At 60.7% G+C, this 24706-nt stretch carries 27 protein-coding genes; 6 read left to right on the top strand and 21 right to left on the bottom strand.

Annotation, left to right across the window (positions count from 1 at the left end; all coding sequences use genetic code 11):
* Positions 1 to 139: 139 nt before the first annotated feature.
* The 5 genes from ATN84_RS00125 to ATN84_RS27190 form a co-directional block, all read right to left on the bottom strand.
* Positions 140 to 1147 carry an endonuclease/exonuclease/phosphatase family protein gene (locus tag ATN84_RS00125; RefSeq protein WP_068879526.1) on the bottom strand — a complete coding sequence of 336 codons (1008 nt, stop codon included), beginning with the start codon at positions 1145 to 1147 and terminating at the stop codon, positions 140 to 142.
* 149 nt (positions 1148 to 1296) lie between these two features.
* Complete coding sequence (oxdA, locus tag ATN84_RS00120) at positions 1297 to 2358, bottom strand: aliphatic aldoxime dehydratase (RefSeq protein ID WP_068879525.1); 1062 nt, start codon at positions 2356 to 2358, stop codon at positions 1297 to 1299.
* 275 nt (positions 2359 to 2633) lie between these two features.
* Complete coding sequence (locus tag ATN84_RS00115) at positions 2634 to 4136, bottom strand: AMP nucleosidase (protein ID WP_068879524.1); 1503 nt, start codon at positions 4134 to 4136, stop codon at positions 2634 to 2636.
* A gap of 61 nt (positions 4137 to 4197) precedes the next feature.
* Positions 4198 to 4362 carry a hypothetical protein gene (locus tag ATN84_RS27385; RefSeq protein ID WP_201026297.1) on the bottom strand — a complete coding sequence of 55 codons (165 nt, stop codon included), beginning with the start codon at positions 4360 to 4362 and terminating at the stop codon, positions 4198 to 4200.
* Entirely contained in the window at positions 4359 to 4526 is a 168-nt protein-coding gene (locus ATN84_RS27190) for a hypothetical protein (protein ID WP_161939543.1), read from the bottom strand. Before ATN84_RS27190 ends, ATN84_RS27385 begins: the two co-directional genes overlap by 4 nt.
* Before the next feature lie 187 nt (positions 4527 to 4713).
* On the opposite strand from ATN84_RS27190, the gene ATN84_RS00110 reads away from it, so the two are divergent.
* A complete protein-coding gene (locus ATN84_RS00110; protein WP_068879523.1) occupies positions 4714 to 5421 on the top strand; it encodes a glutathione S-transferase family protein in 708 nt (235 codons plus the stop codon).
* A gap of 119 nt (positions 5422 to 5540) precedes the next feature.
* Here the strand turns inward: ATN84_RS00110 and ATN84_RS00105 are convergent, their stop codons facing one another.
* Positions 5541 to 5888 (bottom strand): DUF2147 domain-containing protein, encoded by a 348-nt coding sequence (locus ATN84_RS00105; protein ID WP_068879522.1) that lies wholly within the window; start codon positions 5886 to 5888, stop codon positions 5541 to 5543.
* Between the two features lie 471 nt (positions 5889 to 6359).
* Between ATN84_RS00105 and ATN84_RS00100 the strand changes: the two genes are divergently transcribed.
* Positions 6360 to 6626 carry an SEL1-like repeat protein gene (locus tag ATN84_RS00100; protein WP_068879521.1) on the top strand — a complete coding sequence of 89 codons (267 nt, stop codon included), beginning with the start codon at positions 6360 to 6362 and terminating at the stop codon, positions 6624 to 6626.
* A 144-nt stretch (positions 6627 to 6770) separates the two neighbouring features.
* Here the strand turns inward: ATN84_RS00100 and ATN84_RS00095 are convergent, their stop codons facing one another.
* The 3 genes from ATN84_RS00095 to ATN84_RS00085 form a co-directional block, all read right to left on the bottom strand.
* Positions 6771 to 8774, bottom strand: a complete 2004-nt coding sequence (locus ATN84_RS00095; RefSeq protein WP_068879520.1) for an acetyl/propionyl/methylcrotonyl-CoA carboxylase subunit alpha — start codon at positions 8772 to 8774, stop codon at positions 6771 to 6773.
* A gap of 88 nt (positions 8775 to 8862) precedes the next feature.
* A complete protein-coding gene (locus ATN84_RS00090; RefSeq protein WP_068879519.1) occupies positions 8863 to 9387 on the bottom strand; it encodes a P-loop NTPase family protein in 525 nt (174 codons plus the stop codon).
* Positions 9388 to 9472: 85 nt separating this feature from the next.
* The gene (locus ATN84_RS00085; protein ID WP_068879518.1) at positions 9473 to 10237 is read right to left on the bottom strand and encodes a VOC family protein; all 765 of its coding nucleotides are present in this window, start codon (positions 10235 to 10237) and stop codon (positions 9473 to 9475) included.
* Positions 10238 to 10441: 204 nt separating this feature from the next.
* On the opposite strand from ATN84_RS00085, the gene ATN84_RS00080 reads away from it, so the two are divergent.
* From ATN84_RS00080 to ATN84_RS00070, 3 genes are all read left to right on the top strand, one after another.
* The gene (locus ATN84_RS00080; RefSeq protein ID WP_082766114.1) at positions 10442 to 11035 is read left to right on the top strand and encodes a DUF922 domain-containing Zn-dependent protease; all 594 of its coding nucleotides are present in this window, start codon (positions 10442 to 10444) and stop codon (positions 11033 to 11035) included.
* A 289-nt stretch (positions 11036 to 11324) separates the two neighbouring features.
* Positions 11325 to 11837, top strand: coding sequence for a DUF262 domain-containing protein (locus tag ATN84_RS00075; RefSeq protein ID WP_068879516.1), 513 nt, complete (start codon positions 11325 to 11327; stop codon positions 11835 to 11837).
* A 98-nt stretch (positions 11838 to 11935) separates the two neighbouring features.
* Complete coding sequence (locus ATN84_RS00070) at positions 11936 to 13036, top strand: HNH endonuclease family protein (protein ID WP_068879515.1); 1101 nt, start codon at positions 11936 to 11938, stop codon at positions 13034 to 13036.
* Here the strand turns inward: ATN84_RS00070 and ATN84_RS00065 are convergent.
* The 7 genes from ATN84_RS00065 to ATN84_RS00035 all read right to left on the bottom strand — a co-directional run bounded on the left by ATN84_RS00065 (position 13006) and on the right by ATN84_RS00035 (position 18072).
* On the bottom strand, positions 13006 to 13560 hold the full coding sequence (locus tag ATN84_RS00065) for an O-acetyl-ADP-ribose deacetylase (protein WP_068879514.1): 555 nt from the start codon (positions 13558 to 13560) through the stop codon (positions 13006 to 13008). The two genes, ATN84_RS00070 and ATN84_RS00065, sit on opposite strands and share 31 nt — an antisense overlap.
* A 29-nt stretch (positions 13561 to 13589) precedes the next feature.
* Complete coding sequence (locus tag ATN84_RS00060) at positions 13590 to 14054, bottom strand: DUF2019 domain-containing protein (protein WP_068879513.1); 465 nt, start codon at positions 14052 to 14054, stop codon at positions 13590 to 13592.
* Positions 14032 to 14337 (bottom strand): hypothetical protein, encoded by a 306-nt coding sequence (locus tag ATN84_RS26550; protein ID WP_153020052.1) that lies wholly within the window; start codon positions 14335 to 14337, stop codon positions 14032 to 14034. Before ATN84_RS26550 ends, ATN84_RS00060 begins: the two co-directional genes overlap by 23 nt.
* A gap of 133 nt (positions 14338 to 14470) precedes the next feature.
* Complete coding sequence (locus ATN84_RS00050) at positions 14471 to 16078, bottom strand: carboxyl transferase domain-containing protein (RefSeq protein WP_068879511.1); 1608 nt, start codon at positions 16076 to 16078, stop codon at positions 14471 to 14473.
* Positions 16079 to 16086: 8 nt separating this feature from the next.
* Positions 16087 to 16470, bottom strand: coding sequence for a type II toxin-antitoxin system VapC family toxin (locus ATN84_RS00045; RefSeq protein ID WP_068879510.1), 384 nt, complete (start codon positions 16468 to 16470; stop codon positions 16087 to 16089).
* A complete protein-coding gene (locus ATN84_RS00040; RefSeq protein WP_244490955.1) occupies positions 16467 to 16847 on the bottom strand; it encodes an AbrB/MazE/SpoVT family DNA-binding domain-containing protein in 381 nt (126 codons plus the stop codon). Before ATN84_RS00040 ends, ATN84_RS00045 begins: the two co-directional genes overlap by 4 nt.
* Before the next feature lie 76 nt (positions 16848 to 16923).
* The gene (locus tag ATN84_RS00035; protein ID WP_483140686.1) at positions 16924 to 18072 is read right to left on the bottom strand and encodes an isovaleryl-CoA dehydrogenase; all 1149 of its coding nucleotides are present in this window, start codon (positions 18070 to 18072) and stop codon (positions 16924 to 16926) included.
* A 350-nt stretch (positions 18073 to 18422) separates the two neighbouring features.
* On the opposite strand from ATN84_RS00035, the gene ATN84_RS00030 reads away from it, so the two are divergent.
* The gene (locus ATN84_RS00030; protein WP_068879508.1) at positions 18423 to 19055 is read left to right on the top strand and encodes an antifreeze protein; all 633 of its coding nucleotides are present in this window, start codon (positions 18423 to 18425) and stop codon (positions 19053 to 19055) included.
* A 372-nt stretch (positions 19056 to 19427) separates the two neighbouring features.
* On the opposite strand, the gene ATN84_RS00025 is transcribed toward ATN84_RS00030, so the two are convergent.
* From ATN84_RS00025 to ATN84_RS00005, 5 genes are all read right to left on the bottom strand, one after another.
* On the bottom strand, positions 19428 to 19793 hold the full coding sequence (locus ATN84_RS00025; RefSeq protein WP_068879507.1) for a DUF423 domain-containing protein: 366 nt from the start codon (positions 19791 to 19793) through the stop codon (positions 19428 to 19430).
* 22 nt (positions 19794 to 19815) lie between these two features.
* Complete coding sequence (locus ATN84_RS00020) at positions 19816 to 20811, bottom strand: purine-nucleoside phosphorylase (protein WP_425287370.1); 996 nt, start codon at positions 20809 to 20811, stop codon at positions 19816 to 19818.
* Between the two features lie 294 nt (positions 20812 to 21105).
* The gene (locus tag ATN84_RS00015; RefSeq protein WP_068879505.1) at positions 21106 to 22218 is read right to left on the bottom strand and encodes a pyridoxal phosphate-dependent aminotransferase; all 1113 of its coding nucleotides are present in this window, start codon (positions 22216 to 22218) and stop codon (positions 21106 to 21108) included.
* Positions 22219 to 22682: 464 nt separating this feature from the next.
* The gene (locus ATN84_RS00010) at positions 22683 to 23609 is read right to left on the bottom strand and encodes a tyrosine-type recombinase/integrase (RefSeq protein WP_068880786.1); all 927 of its coding nucleotides are present in this window, start codon (positions 23607 to 23609) and stop codon (positions 22683 to 22685) included.
* Positions 23610 to 23895: 286 nt separating this feature from the next.
* On the bottom strand, positions 23896 to 24706 hold an 811-nt coding region (locus tag ATN84_RS00005), incomplete at its 5' end, for a porin (protein WP_068879504.1).

Below are 24706 nucleotides of genomic sequence, written 5' to 3'. Positions count from 1 at the left end.
ACCGCCGTTGAAAAGATGCCGGCGAAGGACCGGTCTATGTGAATATGTGAGGGATGTCGCAATAGCACCCCCCCTCTGGCCGGCAGCCAGAGGGGGGTGAGAAGAAGCGCGCCCAACTTGGTTGGTGACGCCAAACCCCTCAATTCATCACCGTCTGCATACCTTCAGGCGCTCGCGGCGGTGGCGGGACGGAGAAGTCGAGCCGCACCGGCAGATGGTCGGAGCCGACGGGCCCGAGCGTTGCAATCCGGGCGATATCGATGCCGTCGCTCGCCAGCACCTGGTCGATGGGCAGGCCGGCATAGCGTATGACATCGGCGGGCAGCGCCCAATGCAGCCAGCTCGGCCCTATCCCCGACACATGATGCGTGCCGGAAGCCGCCTCGATCCGCCGCATGGCATTGCTCCAGGGAACGGCGTTGAAATCGCCCGCGATCAGCAGGGGCGCGTCCAGCCGTGCCAGGTGCGGCAGCACGAAATCGATCTGCCTCGGCTGACTGAACGGCCAGGGCCATGAAAGGTGCAGCGCGACGACGGAAACGGGCGCGCCGCCGAAATCGAAGCGCGCGAACGCCATCACCCCGTTGCCGACGCATCCCGACTGGCTGCCCTCGGCGAAGGGGCGGCGCGAGAGAATATCCACGCTCCATGCGAAGGGGCCTTCCCCGCAACGCTGACGGTGGGGATAGCTCGCCTCCAGCATTTTCAGCTTCGGTTCCCACTCCGTCGATACTTCCTGCAGGGTGATGATATCGGGCTTCTCGCGCGCGATCAGCCGCAGCACCTCGGCCGATTCCCGGTTGTTGTAGCGCAGATTGAGCTGCAGGAGGCTGTAAAGCGATTGGCCGTCGCTCGCCGCCCGGACGCTCGTAGCACCCGTCAGCAGCCCCTGCATCGCGCTGAGCGTCGTTGCAAAGGCCGTCAGGGCGAGAAGCAGGATCATCGCCGCCTCCCGCCACAGGGCGGTGAAGAGCAGGGGCAGGGCCAAGAGGCCCATCGAGACCGCCAAATGGGCCCGCAGATGGGCGAAGCTGTCTAGGGCCGGATGGAGATGGCTGAGAAAACCCAGCACCAGCGGCAGGGAAAGCAGAAGCGCCGCTGCCAGAAGCAGCCAGGCGAAAGGGGATGGTTTCTTCCTGTCGGTCATGTCACGCAGTAAGGATGCGATTGCGGCCCGGTCATGACCAAGATCTGTTTAAGAACCATTTGGCGTTTATGATGGCGGTGAGATCAATGACGGTGCCGCCGCCCGAAAGCACTGTCGGCCATGGGCGTATATCTCGTCAACGCAAATCTCTATCCGGCAGGCGCGGTCACCGCATCGCGCATCATGCCGGTTTGCGGGTGGCAGTTCACATATTCATATGTCTGATGGCCGGCGTCGAACACGGATACCTCGTGGTATAGCCGAAGCTTGGACAGCTTGGCCGCGACCCGGAAGAACGTGACGAAGATTCTCAAATGGGTCGGATGCGACTCCGCCCAGCGCTCCAGAAGATCCAGTGATCGCCAATGGCCGATATTGTAGCTCTTTTCGATCGGATTGCCGTCGAGATCGATATAGCGGACGTAGCGGTTGCTGTAGCAGCCGATGTCATGGCCATGGTCACGCAGGAAGTCCATGCCTGACCGCAATGTCGGCTCGATCTCCTCGAGATAGAGGTGCCGCTCCTCGCCATCCGTATCCGCCCAATCCTGGCCTGAGCGGATCAGCGCAAGGGCGTCGTGGCCTTCCACGAGGACACGGCCGCCTTCATGCGGATCGCCCGCCACGATCCTGAGCCGGCCCTTCGGCTGCATCCGGTCGGTTTGCGACAGCGGGAAGCGATCCCGCATCGAACCCCAATAGCCATGCTCCTGGATGGCATCGCTTGCACCGTTCATGATCGAGCCGACGCCTGGAAAATCGTTCGTGAATGCATAGAGCGTCTCGAACTGGTCGACGCATGGAGCCACGATTTCACGGAAATAGCCGATGCCGTCCTCGAGCCTATCCTGCGACGTCCACCAGTCGGACACCGCCGGTGAGGAAAGCCAGCGCCGGTGGGCTGAAGGATCACGCCAGTAGGCGAGCGCGATCAGATTGCCATATCCCTGCGCATCCCGGTGTTCGGTCAGGTCATGATGGTCCGGCCCATCCTCGAGCGCAAAATCCGCCACGATGCGGCGCAGACCCGCAAGGGCGCGATCCCGCTTTTCCTCTCCCTGGAACTGCACGCCCAGATAAGCCATCACGACCTGGCGGAGATCTTCGCTGGCACGGGCAACCCACATCGGAAATGGCGGCTGATAGTCATCTGCGATACGGCGCGAAAGCGTGCGGGGGCAACGAAGGTGCGGAGGAATGGCAGATTCCATGACGCTGTCCTCTGGTCTTTGGATGGAAGGAGAACTCGCACTGAAGAATTTTTATTCGTAAGTTTTTCGGAAGTATAATTCAACCATAATTGGGTGTCTGGAAGTATGTTATGGATATTTTTCTACTCTTGTTTGTACTGCAGCCGATGAGCACCGTTGTCTGACGCGAGAAGAGAAGCCGGGCGCTCTGGTGCGGGGTCGTTATTCGATCCCGGGCCTTTATGACGCGACCTTCCAGCGAGCTGGAAGTCGATAAGGGGCAAGTGGCCCCGGCCTTATTGGAATGCCGTCTCGAAAAAGCTTCTGAGCTTGCGCGAATGCAGCCGTTCCGGCGGCATGGCCCGCAGCTTCTCCAGCGCGCGGACGCCGATGCGCAGATGCTGCGCGACCTGGCGCTTGTAGAACTCGGTCGCCATCCCCGGCAGTTTCAGCTCGCCATGCAGCGGCTTGTCGGAAACGCAGAGCAGCGTACCGTAGGGTACGCGGAAGCGGAACCCGTTGGCCGCGATGGTTGCCGATTCCATATCGAGCGCCACGGCGCGTGATTGCGAAAGGCGCTGCACCGGCCCGCGCTGGTCGCGCAGTTCCCAATTGCGGTTGTCGATGGTGGCGACCGTGCCGGTGCGCATGATCCGCTTCAAATCGTAGCCTTCAAGGCCGGTGATCTCCTCCACCGCCTCTTCCAGCGCCACCTGCACTTCGGCGAGCGCCGGCACCGGCACCCAGACCGGCAGATCGTCGTCGAGCACATGGTCCTCGCGCACATAGGCATGCGCCAGCACATAGTCGCCCAGCGCCTGGCTGTTGCGCAGGCCCGCGCAATGGCCAAGCATCAGCCAGGCATGGGGCCGAAGCACGGCGATATGGTCGGTGATCGTCTTGGCGTTGGAGGGGCCGACGCCGATATTGACCATGGTGATGCCCGATTTGTCGGGCCGCGCCAGATGATAGGCGGGCATCTGCGGCAGGCGCTGCAGCGGAATGCCTATCGACGGCGCATCGTCCCCGGCGAGGGTGACGAGATTGCCGGGCTCGACGAATTTCTCATATCCGCCGCCGCCCTGCGCCATCAGTTCGCGCGCATAGGCGCAGAACTCGTCGATATAGAACTGGTAGTTGGTGAAGAGGACGAAGTTCTGGAACTGCGCCGGGCTCGTCGCCGTATAGTGCGACAGCCGGTGCAGCGAATAGTCGACGCGCTGGCCAGTGAAGGGCGAAAGCGGCATGGCCTCGCCGGGGGCGAGCTCGTAATCGCCATTGACGATGCGGTCGTCCGTCGCCGTCAGATCAGGCACATCGAAGAGATCACGCAAGGGCCTCGAAAAGGCGTCCGCCACCGACGCGTCGATATAGGTTCCCTCGAGAAAGGCGAAATGGATGGGGATCGGCACGAGCGATTCCTGCACCGTGACCGGCACGCCGTGATTGCGGATCAGGAGCCTGATCTGCTCGCTGAGATAATTGTCGAAGAGATCGGGACGGGTGACCGTCGTCGAATATTCGCCGGGGCTCGAGACATGGCCGAAGGCAAGACGGCTGTCGACATGGGCGAAGCTCGATGTCGAGATGCGCAGCTCGGGATAATAGGCGCGGAAACGCTCCGCCTCGATCTCCTTGCGGGCAACCTTCTCGAATGCATTGCGCAGGAACGCGGTGTTGCGGTCGTAGAGTGCGCGCAGCGCGTCCACCGCCGCGCGGGCATCGGTGAATTGCTCGGGTTCCTGGTGGGGCGGCGTGTGGATGCCGGAATGATGCAGATGGCCGATTCGATTTTCCATGGCCCATTATATGGAAGACTTTGCCGCCTTGGGAGGGGGCAGGGAGCCGCGTCACAAAAGCTTATCCGACCCGCTGCAGGCTGACGAAGAGCACGAGGCCCACGCCGTTGATCCCGGGTGCCTTGACGGACTGGACGGCGGTGAAGAGGCCGATTGGGCCGATGACGACGGCGGTGAAGAGCGCCATGCGAAGCAAGATGGCGGTGGCTGCGAACATGTTGGTCATTGGCCGATCCTCAAATCATTGCCTGTGCCGGCGGGCGCGACCTCCGAAACATTGAAAAGGGGTTTTTGCGCATTGGCCTTGCGGACTTCGTGGATGATGCTGCCCGTCAGGATCGCAATGCCCATCAGAAAGAGGCTGACAATGGTGAAGCGGCGCAGAAGCATGGGACGATCCTCGTTCGATGGTCCAACAGCTATCAGAACCCGGCTGAATGCATGCTGAGAGCGCCGTTCATCTGCCGTTCAAACACGTTGACGTGAGATTAATCCACCTCCCTTGCGGTACCGGTGATCGTCCGTATCTGTTATGTCGGATTCACAGCAGTCCTCCCTTCATCTTCAGGAGATTCTCATGACCACGCAGACAAAGCCGATCGAGCTCTATTACTGGCCAACGCCCAATGGCTGGAAGATCAGCATCATGCTGGAGGAGCTGGACGTTCCCTATGAGGTCAAATACGTCAATATCGGCAAGGGCGACCAGTTCAAGCCGGACTTCCTGAAGATCGCGCCGAACAACCGCATGCCCGCCATTATCGATCCGGAAGGGCCCGGCGGCGAGCCGATCTCGGTGTTCGAATCCGGCGCCATCCTGCAATATCTCGGGCGCAAGTTCGGCAAGTTCTATCCCGCCGACGAGCGCAAGCGCGTCGCAACCGAGGAATGGCTGATGTGGCAGATGGGCGGGCTCGGGCCGATGTCCGGTCAGGCAGGCCATTTCCGCCTCTATGCGCCGGAGAAGATCCAGTACGGCATCGAGCGCTACACCAATGAGGTCAATCGCCTCTACGGCGTGATGAACCGCCGCCTGGAGGGCCGTGATTATCTGGCCGATGAATATTCCATCGCCGATATCGCCTGCGTAGGCTGGGTCAGCGCCTACAAGAACTATGACCAGAAGCTGGAGGATTTCCCTAATCTGAAGCGCTGGTTCGAGACGGTCACTGCACGCCCTGCCGTCAAGCGCGGCCTGGAACTGGGCAAGGAAGAGCGCGAGAAATCAAATCTCGCCAATGACAAGGAAGCCCAGAAGATCCTCTTCGGGCAGAAGGCGCGCTGAAAGAAGTGATCAGGGCCGCTGCCTGGGCAACGGCCCTGAAGCCCTGATTCTGTTTTTGCGATCACCCTCTATCGCGCCATCACGCACAACGCGATCTCCGTAGCGGTGTTACCACGGCTTTACTGCCGCGCCAGGCTCTCGCTCTTGCAGATGAGGCCGCCCATGACGCATCCCGAGAGCGACAGGGTGTTGCCATTGACGCTGGCCTTGCCCGTATAGGTCTTGCCCTCGTCGAGCTTGTTGACCTTGCCCTTGTAGGCGCCGCCGGTGCCGGACATCGAGCCGATCGACTTGCCCTTATATTCGCCCGTCATCACCGTCCCGCAAAAGGTACCGGAGCCGCAGGGCTCATATTTGATGATGGTGCCGTTGGGGCGCTTCCACGAGCCGACGATCGGCTCCTGGGCAAGCGCGGGGCCGACGGCGAGCGTCAATGCGGCGGCTGCGAACATCATTTTGCGGATCATCTCATTCCTCCCGATCACGGGGCAAAAAGCCCGGCAGCGTCTCCTCCTGCCGCAAGCACCCCTTACGCGGACGTAAAAGTAAATGAAACCCGGCGCGAACGGAAGCCGTCTCGGCGGCTGGCAAATAAGATTTTTTCGAAGTCCGGGCCACTGAAATCGCCCGTTGCGAGGGAGAGGATGAACAGGATCCCGCGAGGCCAACCGAATCCTTGGTTAGCATCGGGTTGATTTCGACCATGGCAATTTTATGCAAATTTTCTTCAAAAGCCCGCAAAACCGGGATTGCGATGTTTAACGGAATCCGAAGTTTACCTCCCGTTCGGATTTTGTTTGGCGGCCATTAATCATGGGGCTTAACGGGCGTTTCAAGCCTTTCTGGCAATCTCGAAAGCATCGGAAGAACACCGGGACGGCGTGAAATAAGCCAATAAATACCGGGGCTTCCAGCAACAGGGATTTAGGAGTTGAGCAATGGCACGATATGAATTGCATGGAACGGAACAAGGCACCATGGGCGCATCGGCCCAAGCCGATATCCTTTTCGAAATGGGCATGATGTACGCCACCGGACGCGACTGCGACGTCGACGTCGTCACGGCCCATAAATGGTTCAACATCGCTGCCATCAAGGGCAATGACCGCGCCGCGACGATGCGCAGCGAGCTTGCCGCCACCATGAGCAAGACGGAGCTTGCCAGCGCATTGCGCGCCGCTCGCGACTGGATGACGACGCACTGACAACCCCGAAAGGGTGCGATTTTTCTTCAAAATCCGGAAAACGGATCGGAAAAATCGCGAATTCAAGAACAGGAACGGCGAAAAATAACAGGGTTTTCGCATGTGCCGCGACCGGTGAAAATAACACCGGCGCGGCCGTTCTGTTTATGCCCCGACGGTCTCCTCCTCGGCGAAGCGCACCAGCGTCGTGCCCTCGCGCACCTGCTCGCCCTCGGCCAGGATCTCTTCGACCATGCCGTCATGTGGCGCGGCGATCATGTGCTCCATCTTCATGGCCTCCAGAACGAGGAGCGGCTGCCCCTTCTTCACCATGTCGCCGGGCGAGACCCGGACCTGCTTGACCAGCCCCGGCATTGGCGCCGTCAGCCTTTCGCCGGGCAGGGCCTCGCTCTCGGCATTTTCCAGCGGGTTCGGGACCGGGAAATGACGGGATGTCCCGCCGGCGAAGATGGTGACGCCGTCGGCCGTGCGCGCCGCCGTGGCTTGCAAGAAGATGCCTGACCCGGTCAGGAGAAGGTTGCGCCCGTCGCGCCGCAGCCGCAGCGCAACCGAACTGTCGCCCGCCGATAATGTGAACCGCTCCGGCCCGTCGATCGCGATGGCAAAACGCTCCGTTTCCCCGGCCGGGCCGAGGCTCATCGGATAGGCCGGCGCGTTGAAATGGCTGTAGCCGGCAAGGGCGCCCCAGGGATCGTCGGATGCGGCGCGGTCGATCAGCCCGCTCGCCACAAGCGCCGCCAATTCCCTGGCGCCGCGCGGCATCTCGGCCGGCGTGGTGAGCGCATCCAGATCCCGCTCGATCAGCCCGGTATCGACATCGCCCGCTGCAAAGCCCTCATGCGCCGTCAGCCGGGCGAGGAAGGCGGCATTGGTCACCGAGCCTGCGATCTCCGTCTCGCGCAAGGCCGCGCCCAGCGCTGAAAGGGCGGTGCCGCGGTCCTTGCCGTGGACGATGATCTTGGCGATCATCGGATCGTAGAACGGCGCGATCGCATCGCCCTCGCGCACGCCGGCATCGATGCGCAGCGTGGCGCCGTCTGCCGCCGTCTCTGCAAAATGCAGATGATCGAGCGTGCCGATGGCGGGCAGGAAGCCTCGCGCCGGGTCCTCCGCATAAAGCCGCGCCTCGAAGGCATGGCCGGAAAGCGCGATATCGGCCTGCTTCAACGGCAACGGCTCTCCCGACGCCACGCGCAACTGCCATTCGACCAGATCGAGCCCCGTGACCATCTCCGTCACGGGATGCTCGACCTGCAGCCGCGTATTCATCTCCATGAACCAGAACGCGTCTGGCTTCAGCCCATCCGACACATCGGCGATGAACTCCACCGTGCCCGCGCCGCGATAGGCAATGGCCTTCGCCGCCTTCACCGCGGCTTGCGTCATGGCCGCGCGCATGGCGTCCGTCATCCCGGGGGCAGGGGCCTCCTCGATCACCTTCTGGTGCCGGCGCTGCAAGGAACAGTCGCGCTCGAAGAGATGCACAACATTGCCATGCGCATCGCCAAACACCTGCACCTCGATATGCCGGGGGCGGGCGATATATTTCTCCACCAGCACATGATCGTCGCCGAAGGCGCTTTTCGCCTCGCGCCGCGCGGCGGCCAGCGCCTCGGCGAAATCGTCCGGATGATCGACCCGGCGCATGCCCTTGCCGCCGCCGCCGGCCCTGGCCTTGATCAGCACGGGGTAGCCGATCTCGCGCGCCTTGGTGGCGAGCACCACCAGATCCTGCGCCTCGCCATGATAGCCGGGGACGACGGGCACGCCGGCCTTCTCCATCAGCCGCTTGGCCGCATCCTTCAGACCCATGGCGCGGATCGACGCCGCCGACGGGCCGATGAAGACGAGGCCGGCGCGCTCCACCGCCTCGACGAAATCCGGGTTCTCGGAGAGGAAACCATAGCCCGGATGGATCGCCTCCACCCCCGTTTCCTGCGCGGCCCTGATGATGCGCGATGCCTTCAAATAGCTCTCGGCCGCGGCTGGCGGGCCGATATGCACCGCCTCGTCGGCCATCGCCACATGCAGCGCATCCGCGTCCGCATCGGAATAGACGGCGACGGTGCCGATCCCCAGCCGCCTGGCCGTGCGGATGATGCGGACGGCGATTTCGCCGCGATTGGCGATGAGGATTCTGGAGAACATGCTAACCGCTCCTAAAGTCTTTCACTGCAGTCGAAATGTCGGCAGGCCAGAGGGGGGCGCCTAGCGATTCCGTCAAACAATAACCAATCTAGGATTTCTTCCGCCTTTCCGGAATGCTTTCGAGAAAACGCCCCACCTCGGCCGGGCTGCGCAGATGCACCACCTTCAGGTGCGGCGGGGCCGAGCCGATGATCCGGAGCGCCCCGATCCGCCCGCCCCGCCTGTAGCCGGCGACCCATTTGATGAAGGCCCAGTCGAAACGCTCCGGGCAGCCTTCCGCCATGTCGGGGCGCGTCTGGCCGTAATGATGCCATATCCTCAGGAGAATGCGCCAGAGCCGGCGCATTGTGCCGATGTCGAGAAAGATCAGCGTATCGGCACGCGCAAGCCGTGCCGGCATGGTCGCCGTATTGTTGCCCTCGAACACCCATTCCTCTCCTTGCGCCGCTTGAAGCGCCAGCCCCGCCGTTTCCTCCCGCGGGCGCTGCACCCAGCCGGCTTTCCAGTACATGGGATCGATATGGATGACGGGCAGGCCGGTCTTCTCGCCGATCTGCCGCGCCAGCGTCGATTTGCCCGAGCCCGCGCCGCCGATGATCATCACACGTTTCATCCGGCCTCGCTTTATCAGGAAGGGAGTAGGGGAGTAAGTGAGTATGTCGGGCAATCTGCTTCCTATTCCCCTATTCCCTTACTCCCTATCTCTCCATCGAGACCAGCGAGAACAGCGCGCCCTGCGGGTCCAGGCAGCCGGCGATCCAGGAGCCGCCGGGCACCTGCATCGGCTCCAGCACCATTTTGCCGTTCTTCTCCTTCACCCTTGCCAGCGCCGCATCGAGCCCGTCGACGTTGAAATAGAACTGCCACATGGGGGCGGGCACGGTCTCCGGCTTGGTCATCACCGCGCCGCACATTTTGCCGTCGATGGCGAAGATCTGGTAGATGCCCATCTCGCCCATATCCATCGCCTGATCCTTCGTCCAGCCGAACTGGCCGGAATAGAATTCGAAGGCGCTCGGCCCGTCGCCGGCATAGAGCTCGTTCCAGCCCACCGTTCCCGGCGTGCCCTCGGGCAGCGGCGGCTGGCCTTCCATATTGGGCGTCATCAGCATGAACGTCGCCCCCTGCGGGTCGGTGACGACCGAGAAGCGGCCGACTTCCGGGATATCGGCCGGCTCGCGATAGACCTTGCCGCCCGCCTGCCGCACGCTTTCAGTCGCTGCGTCCACGTCATCGGCATGGATATAGGCGAGCCACATCGGCCGCGCGCCCATGGCCTTCGCCTCTTCGGGAATGTCCATCAGCCCGGCGACGCCGGTCTCGCCCGATTTGGCGATGACATAGGGCATCTCGCCCGGCCAGCGCTCGGTGTTCCAGCCGATCACGGATTTGTAGAATTCCTCCGCGCCGGCGAGGTCTGATGTCATCAATTCGTACCAGATGAAATTCGATTGCTTGGGCATTTCGCGTTTCCCTTTTGCTTGGGTTGATCGGTATTGCATGCGCAATCGTTATGGTCCGGCGATGTTACACTGAGAATGCGCCCAACTCATCACTCCTGACAAACCGGGCAGAAGCCCTCCTGACAGAGCAACTGACAAAGAACTGGCAGGTTGAACGGGCGGATCATTTCCACTAGCGTCGCCGCGCAAAAAGGAATGCGGCGGATGACGCGGGTTTCGTGGATATTGGGGATGGTGCTGGCGGTTGGCTCCGCGCCGCCGGCATGGGCGCAATGGAAGCCGACCGAAAAGATCGTGAATTACGCCATCACGGGCAAGACCGGCATCGCGCTCTATGAATCGATCGGCGAGAACGGCCCGAAGGTAAGCCTCGGCCGCACCATCGCCTACACCACCTTCGATCTGAAATGGTCGCGCAGATATGTGCCGGAAAACGGCGGCTGCCGGCTGGCAAAGGCCGTCCCGCACCTGATCATCATCCACAAGCTCCCCAAACCCTCAACCCCGCTGCCGCCCGCCACCCAGAAGCTCTGGGACACATTCATCAAAGGCATCACCGCGCATGAGCGGGTGCATGGCGAGATGATCCTCGACATGGTCAGGAAGATCGAGGCCATCTCCATCGGCCTGACCGTCGCCGACGACCCCAAATGCCAAAAGATAAGGCAGGAACTCACCACCCGCCTCGCCGCACTCTCGGAGGAACAGCGCCGCAAAAGCCGCGATTTCGACAAGGTGGAAATGAGCGACGGGGGGAATGTGCACCAGCTGATACTGGCGCTGGTGAATGGCGAATAAAGCGGATTTAATACGCCACAAGCCGCTTCTTTTACCTGAGTGATACGATAAAGGAGTTGCATTTATTCCTATAGCTTGACTACATGACAGCAACGAATTTGAAGGGGGCACCGCATGAAAATCGAAGTATCGAGGTGCGGACACAGCCGAAGAAAAGTAAGCCTTCAAGACGTAGCGGAATTAGGTGGCGCGTTTTTCCCTTTTTGATTGAAAAGAGGCTAGACGCACGACGTTGAGCGCTGTCCATAGAAGGGCGGTAAATGGTATTTCAATAGGCTGGAAGATTGACGTGACCTCTAAGGGATTAGGTATAAACGCTCATGATGTTGGATTAGGCGCTACCCTGAACCAGCACTTATTGATGGTGCCTTCAAACCAACGGTCCTACGCATGGGAAGGATCGCATGTTGAAACGTTGTTTGAGGACCTTTCAACTGCGATCCAAGTTGGCGAGCAACCGTATTTCTTAGGCACTCTTGTCCTAACGCAAGGGACAGGAGATCGTCTTGAGGTTGCGGATGGGCAACAGCGTCTCGCCACCACCTCAATTCTAATAGCAGCTATCAGAGACTACCTAGAAACACTAGGTTCAGCAGAAAAGAAAGCAGCCTTAAAATACACTTCTGACTATCTCCTTATTTACGATGAAAATACTGGAGAAGATACTCCGCGCCTACAACTGAACTACGAAGATAATTTATTCTTCGTTAATAATATACTTTCCTCAACACAAGATAACCAGCGCGCAAAAATAGACCGGAAGCTCCATCGCATCAACGGCTATACGATGCGGCTGCGCTAGCCCGGAAACATGTTGAAAAAATAGTCGCTCAATTCACAAAACCAGAAGCAAAGGCAAAGGAATTATACAAATGGATTAAATTTATTCGTGAGTCTGCGATGGTTATTGTAATCCGCGTTCCAGATACAATCAACGCGTACACGATGTTCGAGACGCTCAATGATCGCGGGCTGAGAGCGTCGCAAACAGATATTCTAAAGAATTTCTTTTTTGGTCGGGCCGCCGCTAGCCTCCCCGAAATGCAACACAAGTGGGCTTCGATGGTCGCCACCATTGAGATGGTTGGCGACGAAGACTTGCTTATTACATACCTTCGCCATCATTGGACTCTCACACATGGCTACACTGCAGAGCGGCAGCTTGCGGCGTTTGTCAAAGAGGAAGTCAAAGGCAGACAACAGGCAATTAACATCGTCTCCAATCTAGACGAATTGGCGACTGATTATGCAGGTCTACTTACACCATTGGAGTATTCCGGATGGCCAAGCATTGATAAAGAGACACGAGCCTATATATTCATCATTACGCGCATTTTGACGATTGAGCAAATCCAACCTCTGCTTCTCGCAGTAATCAAGCATTTCCCACCAGAGAGCCTCAAACGCGCTATGAGGATGTTTCTATCTTGGTCGGTTCGCTTCCTCGTAGCAGGCTCGGGCGGTGGCGGACCACTTGATCGCGCATATGGCCAGCTTTCAAAGCAGGTGACTGAAGGAACTATTACGAAGGCGACGCAATTGCGTGAAAATGTTAGAGCTGGAGTCCTTCGCACCGACGCTGAGTTTATGCAAGCTTTCTCGAAAGCAAGAGTTACAAAGGCGACTCTGGCCCGATATTATCTCCGCGCACTCGAACTGCACATGGAGGCCAACCCGTCTGCCGATTTGGGAGGCACAATTGACGACAGCTTCACGTATAACCTTGAGCATGTAATGCCACAAAGGGAGTCAGGCGACTGGCCTATTCCTGAACAGACTGCTCAGCAGTTCAGGAAGAGATTAGGGAATATGGTCCTTTTGCAGCCTACGGACAACGTTAAGCTTGGCAATAGGAGCTTCGCCGAAAAAAGGGCTGCGTATCAACAAAGTCAACTTCGTCTAACTGAAGGCGTAGGTGCGTACACTTCGTGGGGACCGGAAGAAATCGATGATTGGCAGGAAAAGCTCGCTCATCTGGCTGTGAAGATATGGCCAGCATAGAGATTTAGCCGCTCTCCAATTCCTCTCTCATACCCCCTCGTCGTCGCCTCATCGAACCCGACAAAAATAACCTTCTCCGGCAGTTCATTCCCCTCCAGAAACGCTGCCACCGTTTGCATGGCAATCCGGGCGGCCTCGTCCTTGGGGTAGCCATAGATGCCGGTGGAGATGGCGGGGAAGGCGATGGTGCGGCAGTGGTGGTCGCGGGCGAGTTCCAGCGCGCGGCGGTAGCAGGAGGCGAGGCGTTCCGCTTCGCCCTTTCCGCCGCCCTGCCAGACCGGGCCGACGGCATGGATGACATGACGGGCGGGGAGGCGGTAGGCGCCGGTGATCTTCGCGTCACCCGTCTCGCATCCGCCGAGCCCGCGACATTCCTCCAGAAGTTCCGGCCCCGCCGCGCGGTGGATCGCCCCGTCCACGCCCCCGCCGCCCAACAGCGAGCGGTTGGCGGCATTGACGATCGCTTCGGCCCTGATGCCGGTGATGTCGCCAGTCACGGCGCTCATGCGGGTTTTGGCGGACATGGCTTCCCTCCTTCTGCTTGGTCGGAGCCTCAGAACCATGGCCGTTCGGTTTGTCTTGGCACGTCGATGCCATAGGCCTTCAGCGGTTCGATCAACTCGTTGCGGTCGAAGTTTGTGATACCGAAAAACTTCTCCAAGTGAGAACTGGCGGTTCCCCGAATGGACATGCGTTCAACCGGCGCACTTTCCTCCGGTAGCTTTTCGATAAGCAGACGCCCCAGAACGGGGATGGCGCGGTCCGGATTCCATTGGATGACGCGTCCGGCCGCCCATAGTCTGACCTGCGGCATTTCATGTTCCATCAGTTCTTCCAAAACCTCACGCCCCGGCGATCCAGCATTCTCGATTGCTGTGAGCGCTTCAACGATTTTCTTGTGCAGTCTGTTGTATGCGGGAATGTTCTCCGCGCGATCTGCCTGTGTCTGCTTTTGCAGCCTGCGGACAAACTCTTCGGTCCATTGTTCCAGCGTTCTATTGGATCGTGTTGAAATCATAACCCAATTCCTCATAGGCTTCCCTGACAAGCTTCAATCCGTGATTGTACTGCTCTTCAAAAGACGGTTCCTCAATTTTCGAACGCAGAATACGCCCTCCGGAGTCAGGCTCAATTCTGCTCATTCTCGCGCTGATGCGCCGGTGCACCTGGACAGGCAAGTTGATGATGTTGTCGGTGCTGTGAATTTGCTCCGGCGGAAAGATGCCTTTATCCGCGAGCCTTTTCTCCACGATATGGTGCCATTCGCGGCCTGGGCCGGCAGGCCCGAGATAATCCCGCAATTCCCGCTCGTTGCGGAAGCGGATGATCCGGCTGAATCTTCCGTCTTCCTTCCCGCCACGCTGGTTGCGTCGCGGGAAGTGTGAGCGAGCCTGAACTGATGAGGATAAGTTTAGGAAAATTTTCTTAAGGCGGTCACATCCTGAACACGCCGAACCACGTCTCCGCCACCGGCGCGTTGAGCGCCGCGCTTAGGCTCAGGCCCAGCACGTCGCGCGTCCTCGCCGGGTCGATGATGCCGTCGTCCCAGAGGCGGGCGGAGGAATAGAGGGGGTGGCCTTCGCGCTCGTATTTTTCGAGGATGGGCGCGCGGAATTCGGCTTCCTCGACGGTTGACCATTCGCCGCCGCGGCGCTCGATGCCCTCGCGCTTGACCATGGCGAGCACGGTCGCCGCCTGTTCGCCGCCCATCACCGAGATGCGGGCGTTCGGCCACATCCAGAGGAAGCGCGGCGAGAAGGCGCGGCCGCACATGCCGTAATTGCCCGCGCCGAAGGAGCCGCCGACGATCATGGTGACTTTCGGCACGCCCGCCGTCGCCACCGCCGTCACCAGCTTGGCGCCGTCCTTGGCGATGCCGCCCGCCTCATAGGCGCGGCCCACCATGAAGCCGGTGATGTTCTGCAGGAAGACCAGCGGAATGCCGCGCTGGCAGCACAGCTCGATGAAATGCGCGCCTTTGAGCGCGCTTTCGGAGAAAAGCACGCCATTATTGGCGAGAATGCCGACGGGCATGCCATGGAGATGGGCAAAGCCGGTCACCAGCGTCGTGCCGTAATTCTTCTTGAATTCGTCGAACTCCGAGCCGTCCACCACGCGCGCCAGCAGCTCACGCACGTCATAGGGCTGCCTCAAATCAATCGGCACGATGCCGTAGAGCTCATCGGCCGCATAAAGTGGTGGAATCGGTTTGCGAAGATCGAGCCCTATCCGTTTCTTCCGATTCAGGTTTTTCACGATCCGCCGGGCGAGAACAAGCGCATGCTCGTCGTCGAGCGCATAATGGTCGGCCACGCCCGACTGGCGGGTATGCAGCTCCGCCCCGCCCAGATCCTCCGCCGTCACGTCCTCGCCCGTCGCGGCCTTGACCAGCGGCGGCCCGCCGAGAAAGATCGTCGCCTGGCCGCGCACCATGATGGTTTCATCGGACATCGCCGGCACATAGGCGCCGCCCGCCGTGCAGGAGCCCATGACGACGGCGATCTGCGCGATGCCGGCCGCGCTCATATGGGCCTGGTTATAGAAGATGCGGCCGAAATGCTCCCGGTCGGGGAAGACCTCGTCCTGGTTCGGCAGGTTGGCGCCGCCCGAATCGACCAGATAGATGCAGGGCAGGCGGTTCTCCAGCGCGATCTCCTGCGCGCGCAGGTGCTTCTTTACGGTGAGGGGATAATAGGTGCCACCCTTCACCGTCGCGTCATTGACGACGATCATCACCTCCAGCCCCTCGACGCGGCCGATGCCGGCGATCAGCCCGGCGGAGGCGATATTGCCGTCATACATGCCGAAGGCGGCGAACTGGCCGATCTCGAGGAAAGGCGAGCCGGGGTCGAGAAGCCGTGCGAGGCGCTCGCGCGGCAGCAGCTTGCCGCGGGAGACATGCCGCTCGCGCGCCTCGTCCGAACCGCCGCGTTCGATTTCGGCGGCCTTGGCGCGCATTTCCTCCACCAGCGCGCGCATCGCCGTCGCATTGGTGACAAAGCTTTCGGAGGAGGGGGAGATCTGGGATTTGAGGATGGTCATACCGGTTCCTAGCGGATCAGTTCGATCTTGCAGCCGAGGTCGAGCGTGGTCCAGGCCCGGTCGGCGGTCACCGCAACGCCGCCATGGCGTATGGCGGTGGCGATGCAGGCGCGGTCGCCAAGCGAAAGCACGCCCTTCTTGGCGTTTCTCCAAAGCCGTCCCGCAAGCGTCGCGCAGTCCAGGTCGAAATCGACCACCGAGATGTTGCTGCTGCTGAGATAGAGTAGTGCTTTCTGATCAGAGATGCCTCGCTCGATGCATTTTGCGACGACCTCGGCAACGTTGACGCTGCTCATATAGGCGCGCTCCGATACATGGATTGCCTTTTCCATGCCGGGCTCATTCAGGAGCGCGCACATGACGACTGATGTGTCGATGATCGCCGGCTTCATTCGGGCTCAAACGGTGGCAGGCCATGCGCCTTGCGCCAGGCGTTGGCTTCTTCTAGTTCCTTTCGCGCCTCCTCGCGCCGGTCGGCGATCAACTCGTCGACAAGGCTCACACCCGGATGCGCGGCCTTGAACTTCGCCGCTTCGGCGGCAATCTGCGCAAGGACGACGGCCCGCGAGTAGATGCGCAACTCGCCATCGACAACCTCGGCCGTCACCGTATCGCCAGGCTTCACCATCATCGCCGCGCGCATTTCCGCCGGGATGACGAGGCGGCCGCCATCGCCGATCTTCAATCTGGTCAGCCCCACAGAAGCGAGGCCCGTCTGCGAACCTTCAAAGCTCTGCGGTTCTTCGGAAAAGCCTCTTTTACCGGGCATCGCAGCCTCCTGTGGCAATCGCACGGCATGATGGCATAACAGCCATTTAATGGCAAATAACGGTATGAATGCCAGATCATGCCGTTTCTGCCATCATCTCCCGTCCGATCAGCATCCGGCGGATCTCGCTGGTGCCGGCGCCGATCTCGTAGAGCTTGGCGTCGCGCAACAGGCGCCCCGTCGGATAGTCGTTGATATAGCCGTTGCCGCCCAGCGCCTGGATCGCCTCCAGCGCGCACCAGGTGGCCTTTTCCGCCGCATAGAGGATGCAGCCAGCCGCATCCTTGCGCGTCGTCTCGCCCCGGTCGCAGGCCGCCGCCACGGCATAGACATAGGCGCGGCAGGCATTGGCGGTGGTATAGATGTCGGCGAGCTTGCCCTGCATCAGCTGGAACTCGCCGATCGCCTGGCCGAACTGCTTGCGCTCGTGGACATAAGGCACCACGGCGTCAAGGCAGGCGGCCATGATGCCGAGCGGGCCGCCAGCCAGCACCACGCGCTCATAGTCGAGCCCCGACATCAGGATCTTGACGCCCTCGCCCTCCTTGCCCAGCACGTTCTCCGCCGGCACTTCGCAATCCTGGAACACCAGCTCACAGGTGTTCGACCCGCGCATGCCGAGCTTGTCGAGCTTCTGCGCGGTGGTGAACCCCTTCATGCCCTTTTCGACGAGGAAGGCGGTGATGCCGCGCGGCCCGGCATCGGGATCCGTCTTGGCATAGACGACCAGCGTGTCGGCATCGGGCCCGTTGGTGATCCACATCTTGTTGCCGGTCAGCACGTAATGGTCGCCGCGCCGCTCGGCGTTGAGCTTCATCGAGACGACGTCCGAGCCCGCGCCGGGTTCAGACATGGCGAGCGCCCCCACATGCGCGCCGGAGCAGAGATCCGGCAGATATTTCGCCTTTTGCCCCTCGCTGCCCCAGCGGTTGATCTGGTTGATGCAGAGATTGGAATGCGCGCCATAGGAAAGGCCGATCGCGGCGGAGGCGCGCGAGATCTCCTCCATCGCCACCACATGGGCGAGATAGGTGAGCCCGGAGCCGCCATATTCCGCATCGGCGGTCATGCCGAGCAGCCCCAATGCGCCGAACTCCCGCCATAGTTGCATCGGGAATTCGTTGTTCCGGTCCGTCTCGGCGGCCAGCGGCGCGATCCGTTCGCGGGCGAAACGCTGCACCTGATCGCGTAGCGCCTCAATTTCCTCAGGCAGACCGAATTTCAGGCCCGACGCATACATGCTATTCCTCCCTGTTTATGAGCGGGGGCTAAAGAGCGAGTGGTTTCCTTCTCTTATCGCCCCGTATGGGGACAGGCATGCATCCGGCGAGGCCACAAACATGCCGCCCATCTCTCCCGTCGACGCTTCTCGTGCATCGCTGCCGAACAATGGATCGAAGCCGTCCGGCGTTCAAGTCCCCGCGGTGGAACCCGCAATTGTGCTAATACAAGTTAAACCGCGCCGTAACCGCGCTTCTATATTTGTGAAGTGAAATTTTACCTTGAGTGCACGCAAGAATTGACAGAAAAACAGGCGGGGTGCACTGTCGCCGCACCTCGACAAGGAGAAACGAGATGCTTATTCGATCCATCGCAAGTCTGGCCGGTGCTGCCGTCATCCTTGGTGCGGCCGCCCTGACCGTTTCATCGCCGGCCAATGCGCTGTCGATGAAGGAATGCAGTGTGAAGTACAAGGCTGCCAAGGACGCGGGTACGCTCGGCGGCATGAAGTGGAACGATTTCCGCAAGAGCGAATGCGGATCGGATGACGACGCCGCGGCAGCCGGCGCTACCGCTCCGGCCGCCGCGCCTGCGACCCAGTCGGCCGCCGCGTCCGGCAAGGGGCTGAGCCGGAAGGAATGCAGCACGAAATATGAGGCGGCGAAATCGGCCGATGCGCTGAACGGCATGAAGTGGAACGATTTCCGCAAGGCCGAGTGCGGCCCGGGTGCGGATCCCGTGGCTCTGAGCACCGATGGCGCGCAGGAGCCGGCCGCGCCGACGATCACGGCGCCGCAGGGCGTGGTTTTCCCGGTGGCCGTCTCCCCGCAATATTCCAACCAGACGCCGGGCAAGGCCCGCATGCACACCTGCCTCGATCAGTATCATACCCTCAAGAACAACAATGCTCTTGGCGGCCTGAAATGGATCCAGAAGGGCGGCGGCTATTACAGCCTCTGCAATGCAAGGCTCAAGGGCACTTCCTAAGCCGGGGGCAATTCCAGCGACGCGCCGCATCAGGGCGTCGGCTGCGGGAGAAAACGGGGCGCCGGCGCCCCGTTTTTCTTATGCGCGGGAGCGGTTCGCATTCAGACGCAAGCCGTTGAAACGACTATTTTCCACCGAGCGGCAGCGGCACCGTCGAGGCATGGATTCCAGTGAGAAGCACTGGAATGACGAGGTGGGATGACTTCACCCTAACGGCAGCCGTTGTACAGGCGGGTCGTGGGATATTATCGACGAGCATTCAAACTGCCGTCATTCCAGTGCTTGTCACCGGAATCCATTCCTCTGCATGGCCGCTGCGATAACGGCCCAGAACGATGCAAATCCTCTACCAAAGAGGTGGCGCTCCAGCGGCTACGACGACACCTTCTGCTTCATGATGCCCATGCAGGCGATGACGAGCCAGCCCAGGATCATCAGCGTACCGCCCGAAGGCGCGGCATAGGGGAAGAGCCGTGTGCCGGCGATATCCCGCGTCACCAGATCGCCGCAGAAGAGGATGAGGCCGAGGAATGTGATCCATCCGCCGAGCCTCGCCGCCATCCTGCCCGGCGCCAGCATTGCGAACACCAGCAGGGCAGGGGCGTGAGCCAGCAGGAGCGGCGCTACCGTGCCGAGATTGGCGCTGCCGCTGTGGGCTGAAGCCGCATAGGCGGCGAGCGCGGCGGCACCGCTCAGGCCTCCGGCGATGACAAACGGACGATAGAGTTCCACGGCCATATTCCCAAACCCTCCTATCCGCTCAGTTGGCGCTAGCGGCCTCGGCAGCCGGCACGCCGCCCGCCCATTTGTCCCAGTCGCTGATGATCGCCTTGGCGACCGTCGATGCCACGCGATAGGCGTTGATGGTCGACGGGCCGAAGCCGCCGGATTTGGCGGTCAGCGATTCGACGGCCGTCTGATCCCCGCCCTCGCGATCGAAATTGGAGGCGGTGCGCAGCAGCGCGATGCGGTCGAAATCGACGAGCCCGGCATCGGCGCCGCGCCGCAGCGCCGTCAATGTGGCGTTGTCCTCCATCTGCGTCGTGCAGTAGCTGCCTTCTCCTTCGGTCAGCAGCGCGACCCATCTGGCCATGCCTTCGGCGATCATCGCGCCATGCCAGTAGCTGTCGGAGGAGAGCGTATCGCAGATGCTGACGCCGGGCTTCTCCTTTGCCGCTTCCTGCGTGTAATGCGCGCGATAGGCCTCAGCATCCTCGTTGTCGGCGAGCTCCGTCTCCTGGCTGAGCGCGAATGCCTTTTGCAATAGGCTCTCGTTCAGGCGGTAGACTTCCGTGCCCGCGCCCCATTGCGCCTTTTCTCCGGGCGTCTTGGCGCCGAGCGCCAGCACGCCGTCGCTCCAGCCTTCCGGTATCTGCCTGGGATCGATCTCGTGGCGCAGTGAGCCGTCAATGGCGAAGCGCGCCCAGTGGGCCGATCCCAGCGTTCCCTTCGACGGATCGACCCCGGCGATGCCGGCAATGATGAAATAGGTCTGCTTGAGATCGAACAGATCGCTATGGACCAGCGCCGAAAGCGTGCTGGCGGCATTGGCGTAGCCCATGGCGGTTGTCAGTACGCAAAGACCTTCCGCGCTGCAGGCGACATCGGGATAGTCCTTCGCAAATCCCGGCACGGGGATTTTGATATCGGCCTTTTCACCTTCGAGCCACGGCTTCGCCTCGGCGCCGAACATGGTGATCACCATGACCTTCGGCTTGATAGGCTCAGCGGCGAGCACGCCGCCGGACGCAGCCATCAGAATAGCCGACGCCAACGGCGCGGGAAGATTGAAACGCCGTATCGATCTCATGTGGTCTTGAACTCCTCTAGAGTTTATCAGAACTGGCTTGAAACAGCGTCCCTGGCCGTCATTCTCGGGCTTGTCCCGAGAATCTACCGCAGCTTAGTCTGTCAGGGACGGTGATCGCTTATCTCTCTCTTTATGGTGGATTCTCGGGCTTGTCCCGAGAATGACGGCAGGATTATGCGCTTTCTCTTGTCTGCGTTTCAGTTGAATTCCGACAGACTCTAGGACGGGAACCACTGTGTTTCAGACGGATTGATCTGCTGCCGCCAGCGCGAGCGGCAGTCTTTCCTCGAAAAGGTCGAGCTCGGCGCGCGGACCGACGCTGACGCGGATGCAGCGGTTGAGCACCGGAGCCGCCGGCTTGCGCACGAAGATGTCACGCTCGATCAGCCCTTCGAGGACCCGCTGCGCGAAAGCGCCGTCGCGCCCGCAATCGATGGCGATGAAATTGGTGGCCGAGGGAATGGTCCTGAGCCCGTTTGCCGCCGCGATTTCTTCGATACGCCGCCGCGCGGCGGCGATCTCGCCCACCACCTGGCGGAGATAGATCTGGTCGGCAAGCGCGGCGAGCGCCGCGACCTGGGTCATGCGGCTGATGCCGAAATGGTCGCGGATCTTGTCGAAGGCGGTGATCTGCTCGCTCGCGCCGACCACATAGCCGCAGCGCATCCCAGCAAGGCCGTAAGCCTTTGAAAATGTGCGCATTCTCAAAACATTCGGACGGTCCACGTCGAGTGGCGGAATGGCGGAGGCGGGCGCGGTTTCGCCATAGGCCTCGTCGAGGATGAACAAGGTGGTTTCCGGCAGCGCCTCGATGAAGGACTGGATCGCGTCCGCCTCCAGCCATGTTCCCATGGGATTGTCCGGGTTGGCGAGATAGACGAGCGGCGCATTCTCGCGCTTCACGGCGTCGAGAAGCGCGCCGAGGTCGCCCCTGTCGTCGCGATAGGGGACTGTGACGAGGCGTCCGCCGAAGCCGGCGACGTGATAGTTGAAGGTCGGATAGCCGCCGAGCGAGTTGATCACCGCATCGCCCGGATTGATATACTGCCGCACGACCAGCCCCAGCAGGCAGTCGACGCCGGGGCCGGCGCTCACATTACGCGCCGAAACGCCGAGATGAGCGGCGATCGCTTGCTTGAGATCGTGATTCTCCGGATCGCCATATTTCCAGACGTCGCCCGCCGCCTCCCGCATGGCGGCGATCACCGAAGGTGCAGGGCCGAAACCGCTCTCATTGGCGCCGAGCCGCGCCGAGAAGGGCCGGCCGCGCCTGCGTTCCAGCGTTTCGGGGCCGACAAAGGGGACGGTGGAGGGGAGGCTTGCGACGAGAGGCGTGAAATGCGGCGTGGTCATGGAAGGGCGGTCCGGAATTCGGCAGGATTGATGTGCATTTGGCTATCACAGATCAGCCGGCAATGGCCATAGCGGAGGAGGGTAGGAAAGTGGCTGACCGGCTCGACAGCTGTCTTGAATTTGCCAGGGAGCTGATGAGGTTTCGCCGGTCGATTCCCGCACAGCCTGGTTACCAGCTATGGCCATCCCGTTTGCCTCTATGATTTCTGGATCGCGAAGCGGGCGACAGGATCGTTTCAGCCCCTCAGCCATGGATCCTCGGGTTAAGCCCGAGGATGACAACTGCAAAAATGAAAAGGCTAAATGACGGGCGTCGGAGCGGGACATTGGCAATTCCATCCCTCCAACCCGTCATCCTCGGGCTTGACCCGAGGATCCACGGCAAGGGAGAGAAGACGCATCTATTATTCGCTCCGTGATCCAGAAAAGCGGAAGAGATCCGATACCGCTTCGGGCAGAACGTCCTACCGGATCTCCAGCACCTTGACGCAGGAGTCGAGATCGTTGGTCGCCAGATGGGCGTAGCGCATGGTCATCTGCAGGGTTTGGTGGCCAAGCCACATCTGGACGCGTCTGATGTCGATCCCGCCGCGCACCAGGCGCGAGGCGCAGGTGTGGCGCAGGATGTGCGGCACCACCTGATCGTCCGCGCCAAGCCCCACCTCGATCTTCGCCTCGTTCCAGATCGCACGGTAGCGCACCTGGTTGAGCATCGAGAAGGGGCCTTTGAGCCTCTGATGCGGCATGTCCACCGCCTTGCGCGCCCGCTTGGTCAAGGGCACGGTGCGGCTGCGGTTGGATTTGGTGAGCCAGAAGGTGACGCGATGATCCTGGATATCGTTCCAGGTGAGGCCGATCGCCTCGCCAAGGCGGCATCCGGTATCGACCAGGAACACGGAGAGCCGATAGCTTTCCTCGCAGCGGCTCTTGACCGCCGCGAAAAGGCGCTTTTCCTCGTCATGCTCGAGGAATCGGATTCGCCCCGCCCGCTCTTTCTGCCGGATGAACTCCGGCAGGTTGAAGATATCCCCCATCTTGTACGCCTTCCGCAGCAGCTTGCTCAGCGCCGCCATCTTTCTATTGATGGTTGCATTGCTGTTGCCGCGTTCGCGAAGCGTACCGATGATCCGGTCGAGCATTTCCTGGCTGAAGCCGCTGAAACGCTCCCCCTTCAGTATCTCGTCTATTTCGCCGAGAAACGACCGCACATTATACTTGTGAGAGCCGTCATCCCAGAGAACATTGATATACCGTCCGGTCAATTCGGCGAGGGAATGCTGATTGACGAGCCTGTGGGTGGCGCATTGCGAAGATGTATACTGGAGATTGTAGCCGATAATCGGCGTATAAAGTTCGCCGTTTTCCGCCGTCCTGTTTTCCAAGGTACCCATCATGCCCCCACCTGTTCAGCCCGGCGGCGAGCATTAGTGAAATAATTGGAGAAATACAAGGTAAGGGTGCTAATCTTTTGCATCGACACATCCATCGTCTGGTTACAAATGGACTTGCCCCCTCACAAGCTGATATTTTCCCCCGATCCCTGAGTACCGATCCTTTCGTCTGGTCCCCACCAGTTCTGTCAGACATTCGCCCACGCTGGCGTGAACGCAGTTCCAAAAACAAAAAACGCCAGCGGTGTTACCCGCTGGCGTTCTTATGCTTTAAGCGATCATCCGATTAGAACGAACGCTGGAAGCGGATCATGCCGCCCCAGACATCGTCGTCATCGCCGGACAGATCTTCCGAAGCCTTGTAGTACAGGACTTCCGGCGTGATCGTGAAGCCCGGAACGAGCTGGTAGGCAACGTTGGCGGCAACAGCAAGCTGCTCGGCATCATCGAAGGAGACCTGGATGTTGGCGGTCGCCTTGTCGGTGAACTTGTAGCTCGCGCCGACCCAGCCGGCCCAATCACCACCCCACGAAGCGTAGAAGTTTTCGCGGAAGTGAGCGAGGTCACCCTCGGACTGCCAAGCGCCCATCACGAAGACGGAGAAGGCGTCGGTGACGTTGAAGTCGGCACGGACCTTGGCCGCCCACTCTTCCATGTTGGCGTCATAACCGACGACTGCGCCGATCGAACCCCAGCCCTGGGCCCACTTCAGACCGCCGACGATGTGCGGCGTGTAGCTGTCGATGGTGTACCAGCCGGCGCCCTGTTCGGCCGACAGGATGGCCGAGAAGCCGTTTCCGCCGGTGAAGGTGTAGCTGATGAGCGTGGTGTCGTAGCCGTTCGGCTCGATCACGTCGTCGTTGATGACGTTGCCGGCATAGCCGAGGAAGGTACGGAACGCGGTTTCGTCCTTACCGATGCGCAGGCCGCCCAGTTCGATGTAGGCGAAGTTCAGCGTGACGTCGTCGTTCTGAGCCCAAGCGCCATCTAGTGCAAAATCATCCGGGCTAGTCCTGTCATAATTCTTATCACCGTTGTTCGTGTCCCACTGGAAACGGGTCTCGGTGTAGGTGCGCAGCGTGCCGAGCTCGGTTTCC

The sequence above is a fragment of the Paramesorhizobium deserti genome, from assembly GCF_001558695.1.
In the GTDB taxonomy this organism is placed as follows: domain Bacteria; phylum Pseudomonadota; class Alphaproteobacteria; order Rhizobiales; family Rhizobiaceae; genus Paramesorhizobium; species Paramesorhizobium deserti.
The sequence above is the reverse complement of the archived record's forward strand: the minus strand, read 5'-3'. Positions and strand labels throughout refer to the sequence as shown.

Bases quoted from the DNA above. Each gene is read 5' to 3' on its own strand.
- ATN84_RS00125 (WP_068879526.1), bottom strand. From the start codon at position 1,147: ATGACCGACAGGAAGAAACCATCCCCTTTCGCCTGGCTGCTTCTGGCA.
- oxdA (WP_068879525.1), bottom strand. From the start codon at position 2,358: ATGGAATCTGCCATTCCTCCGCACCTTCGTTGCCCCCGCACGCTTTCG.
- ATN84_RS00115 (WP_068879524.1), bottom strand. From the start codon at position 4,136: ATGGAAAATCGAATCGGCCATCTGCATCATTCCGGCATCCACACGCCG.
- ATN84_RS27385 (WP_201026297.1), bottom strand. From the start codon at position 4,362: ATGACCAACATGTTCGCAGCCACCGCCATCTTGCTTCGCATGGCGCTC.
- ATN84_RS27190 (WP_161939543.1), bottom strand. From the start codon at position 4,526: ATGCTTCTGCGCCGCTTCACCATTGTCAGCCTCTTTCTGATGGGCATT.
- ATN84_RS00110 (WP_068879523.1), top strand. From the start codon at position 4,714: ATGACCACGCAGACAAAGCCGATCGAGCTCTATTACTGGCCAACGCCC.
- ATN84_RS00105 (WP_068879522.1), bottom strand. From the start codon at position 5,888: ATGATCCGCAAAATGATGTTCGCAGCCGCCGCATTGACGCTCGCCGTC.
- ATN84_RS00100 (WP_068879521.1), top strand. From the start codon at position 6,360: ATGGCACGATATGAATTGCATGGAACGGAACAAGGCACCATGGGCGCA.
- ATN84_RS00095 (WP_068879520.1), bottom strand. From the start codon at position 8,774: ATGTTCTCCAGAATCCTCATCGCCAATCGCGGCGAAATCGCCGTCCGC.
- ATN84_RS00090 (WP_068879519.1), bottom strand. From the start codon at position 9,387: ATGAAACGTGTGATGATCATCGGCGGCGCGGGCTCGGGCAAATCGACG.
- ATN84_RS00085 (WP_068879518.1), bottom strand. From the start codon at position 10,237: ATGCCCAAGCAATCGAATTTCATCTGGTACGAATTGATGACATCAGAC.
- ATN84_RS00080 (WP_082766114.1), top strand. From the start codon at position 10,442: ATGACGCGGGTTTCGTGGATATTGGGGATGGTGCTGGCGGTTGGCTCC.
- ATN84_RS00070 (WP_068879515.1), top strand. From the start codon at position 11,936: ATGGTTATTGTAATCCGCGTTCCAGATACAATCAACGCGTACACGATG.
- ATN84_RS00065 (WP_068879514.1), bottom strand. From the start codon at position 13,560: ATGTCCGCCAAAACCCGCATGAGCGCCGTGACTGGCGACATCACCGGC.
- ATN84_RS00060 (WP_068879513.1), bottom strand. From the start codon at position 14,054: ATGATTTCAACACGATCCAATAGAACGCTGGAACAATGGACCGAAGAG.
- ATN84_RS00050 (WP_068879511.1), bottom strand. From the start codon at position 16,078: ATGACCATCCTCAAATCCCAGATCTCCCCCTCCTCCGAAAGCTTTGTC.
- ATN84_RS00045 (WP_068879510.1), bottom strand. From the start codon at position 16,470: ATGAAGCCGGCGATCATCGACACATCAGTCGTCATGTGCGCGCTCCTG.
- ATN84_RS00040 (WP_244490955.1), bottom strand. From the start codon at position 16,847: ATGCCCGGTAAAAGAGGCTTTTCCGAAGAACCGCAGAGCTTTGAAGGT.
- ATN84_RS00030 (WP_068879508.1), top strand. From the start codon at position 18,423: ATGCTTATTCGATCCATCGCAAGTCTGGCCGGTGCTGCCGTCATCCTT.
- ATN84_RS00025 (WP_068879507.1), bottom strand. From the start codon at position 19,793: ATGGCCGTGGAACTCTATCGTCCGTTTGTCATCGCCGGAGGCCTGAGC.
- ATN84_RS00020 (WP_425287370.1), bottom strand. From the start codon at position 20,811: ATGGCTGCGTCCGGCGGCGTGCTCGCCGCTGAGCCTATCAAGCCGAAG.
- ATN84_RS00015 (WP_068879505.1), bottom strand. From the start codon at position 22,218: ATGACCACGCCGCATTTCACGCCTCTCGTCGCAAGCCTCCCCTCCACC.
- ATN84_RS00010 (WP_068880786.1), bottom strand. From the start codon at position 23,609: ATGGGTACCTTGGAAAACAGGACGGCGGAAAACGGCGAACTTTATACG.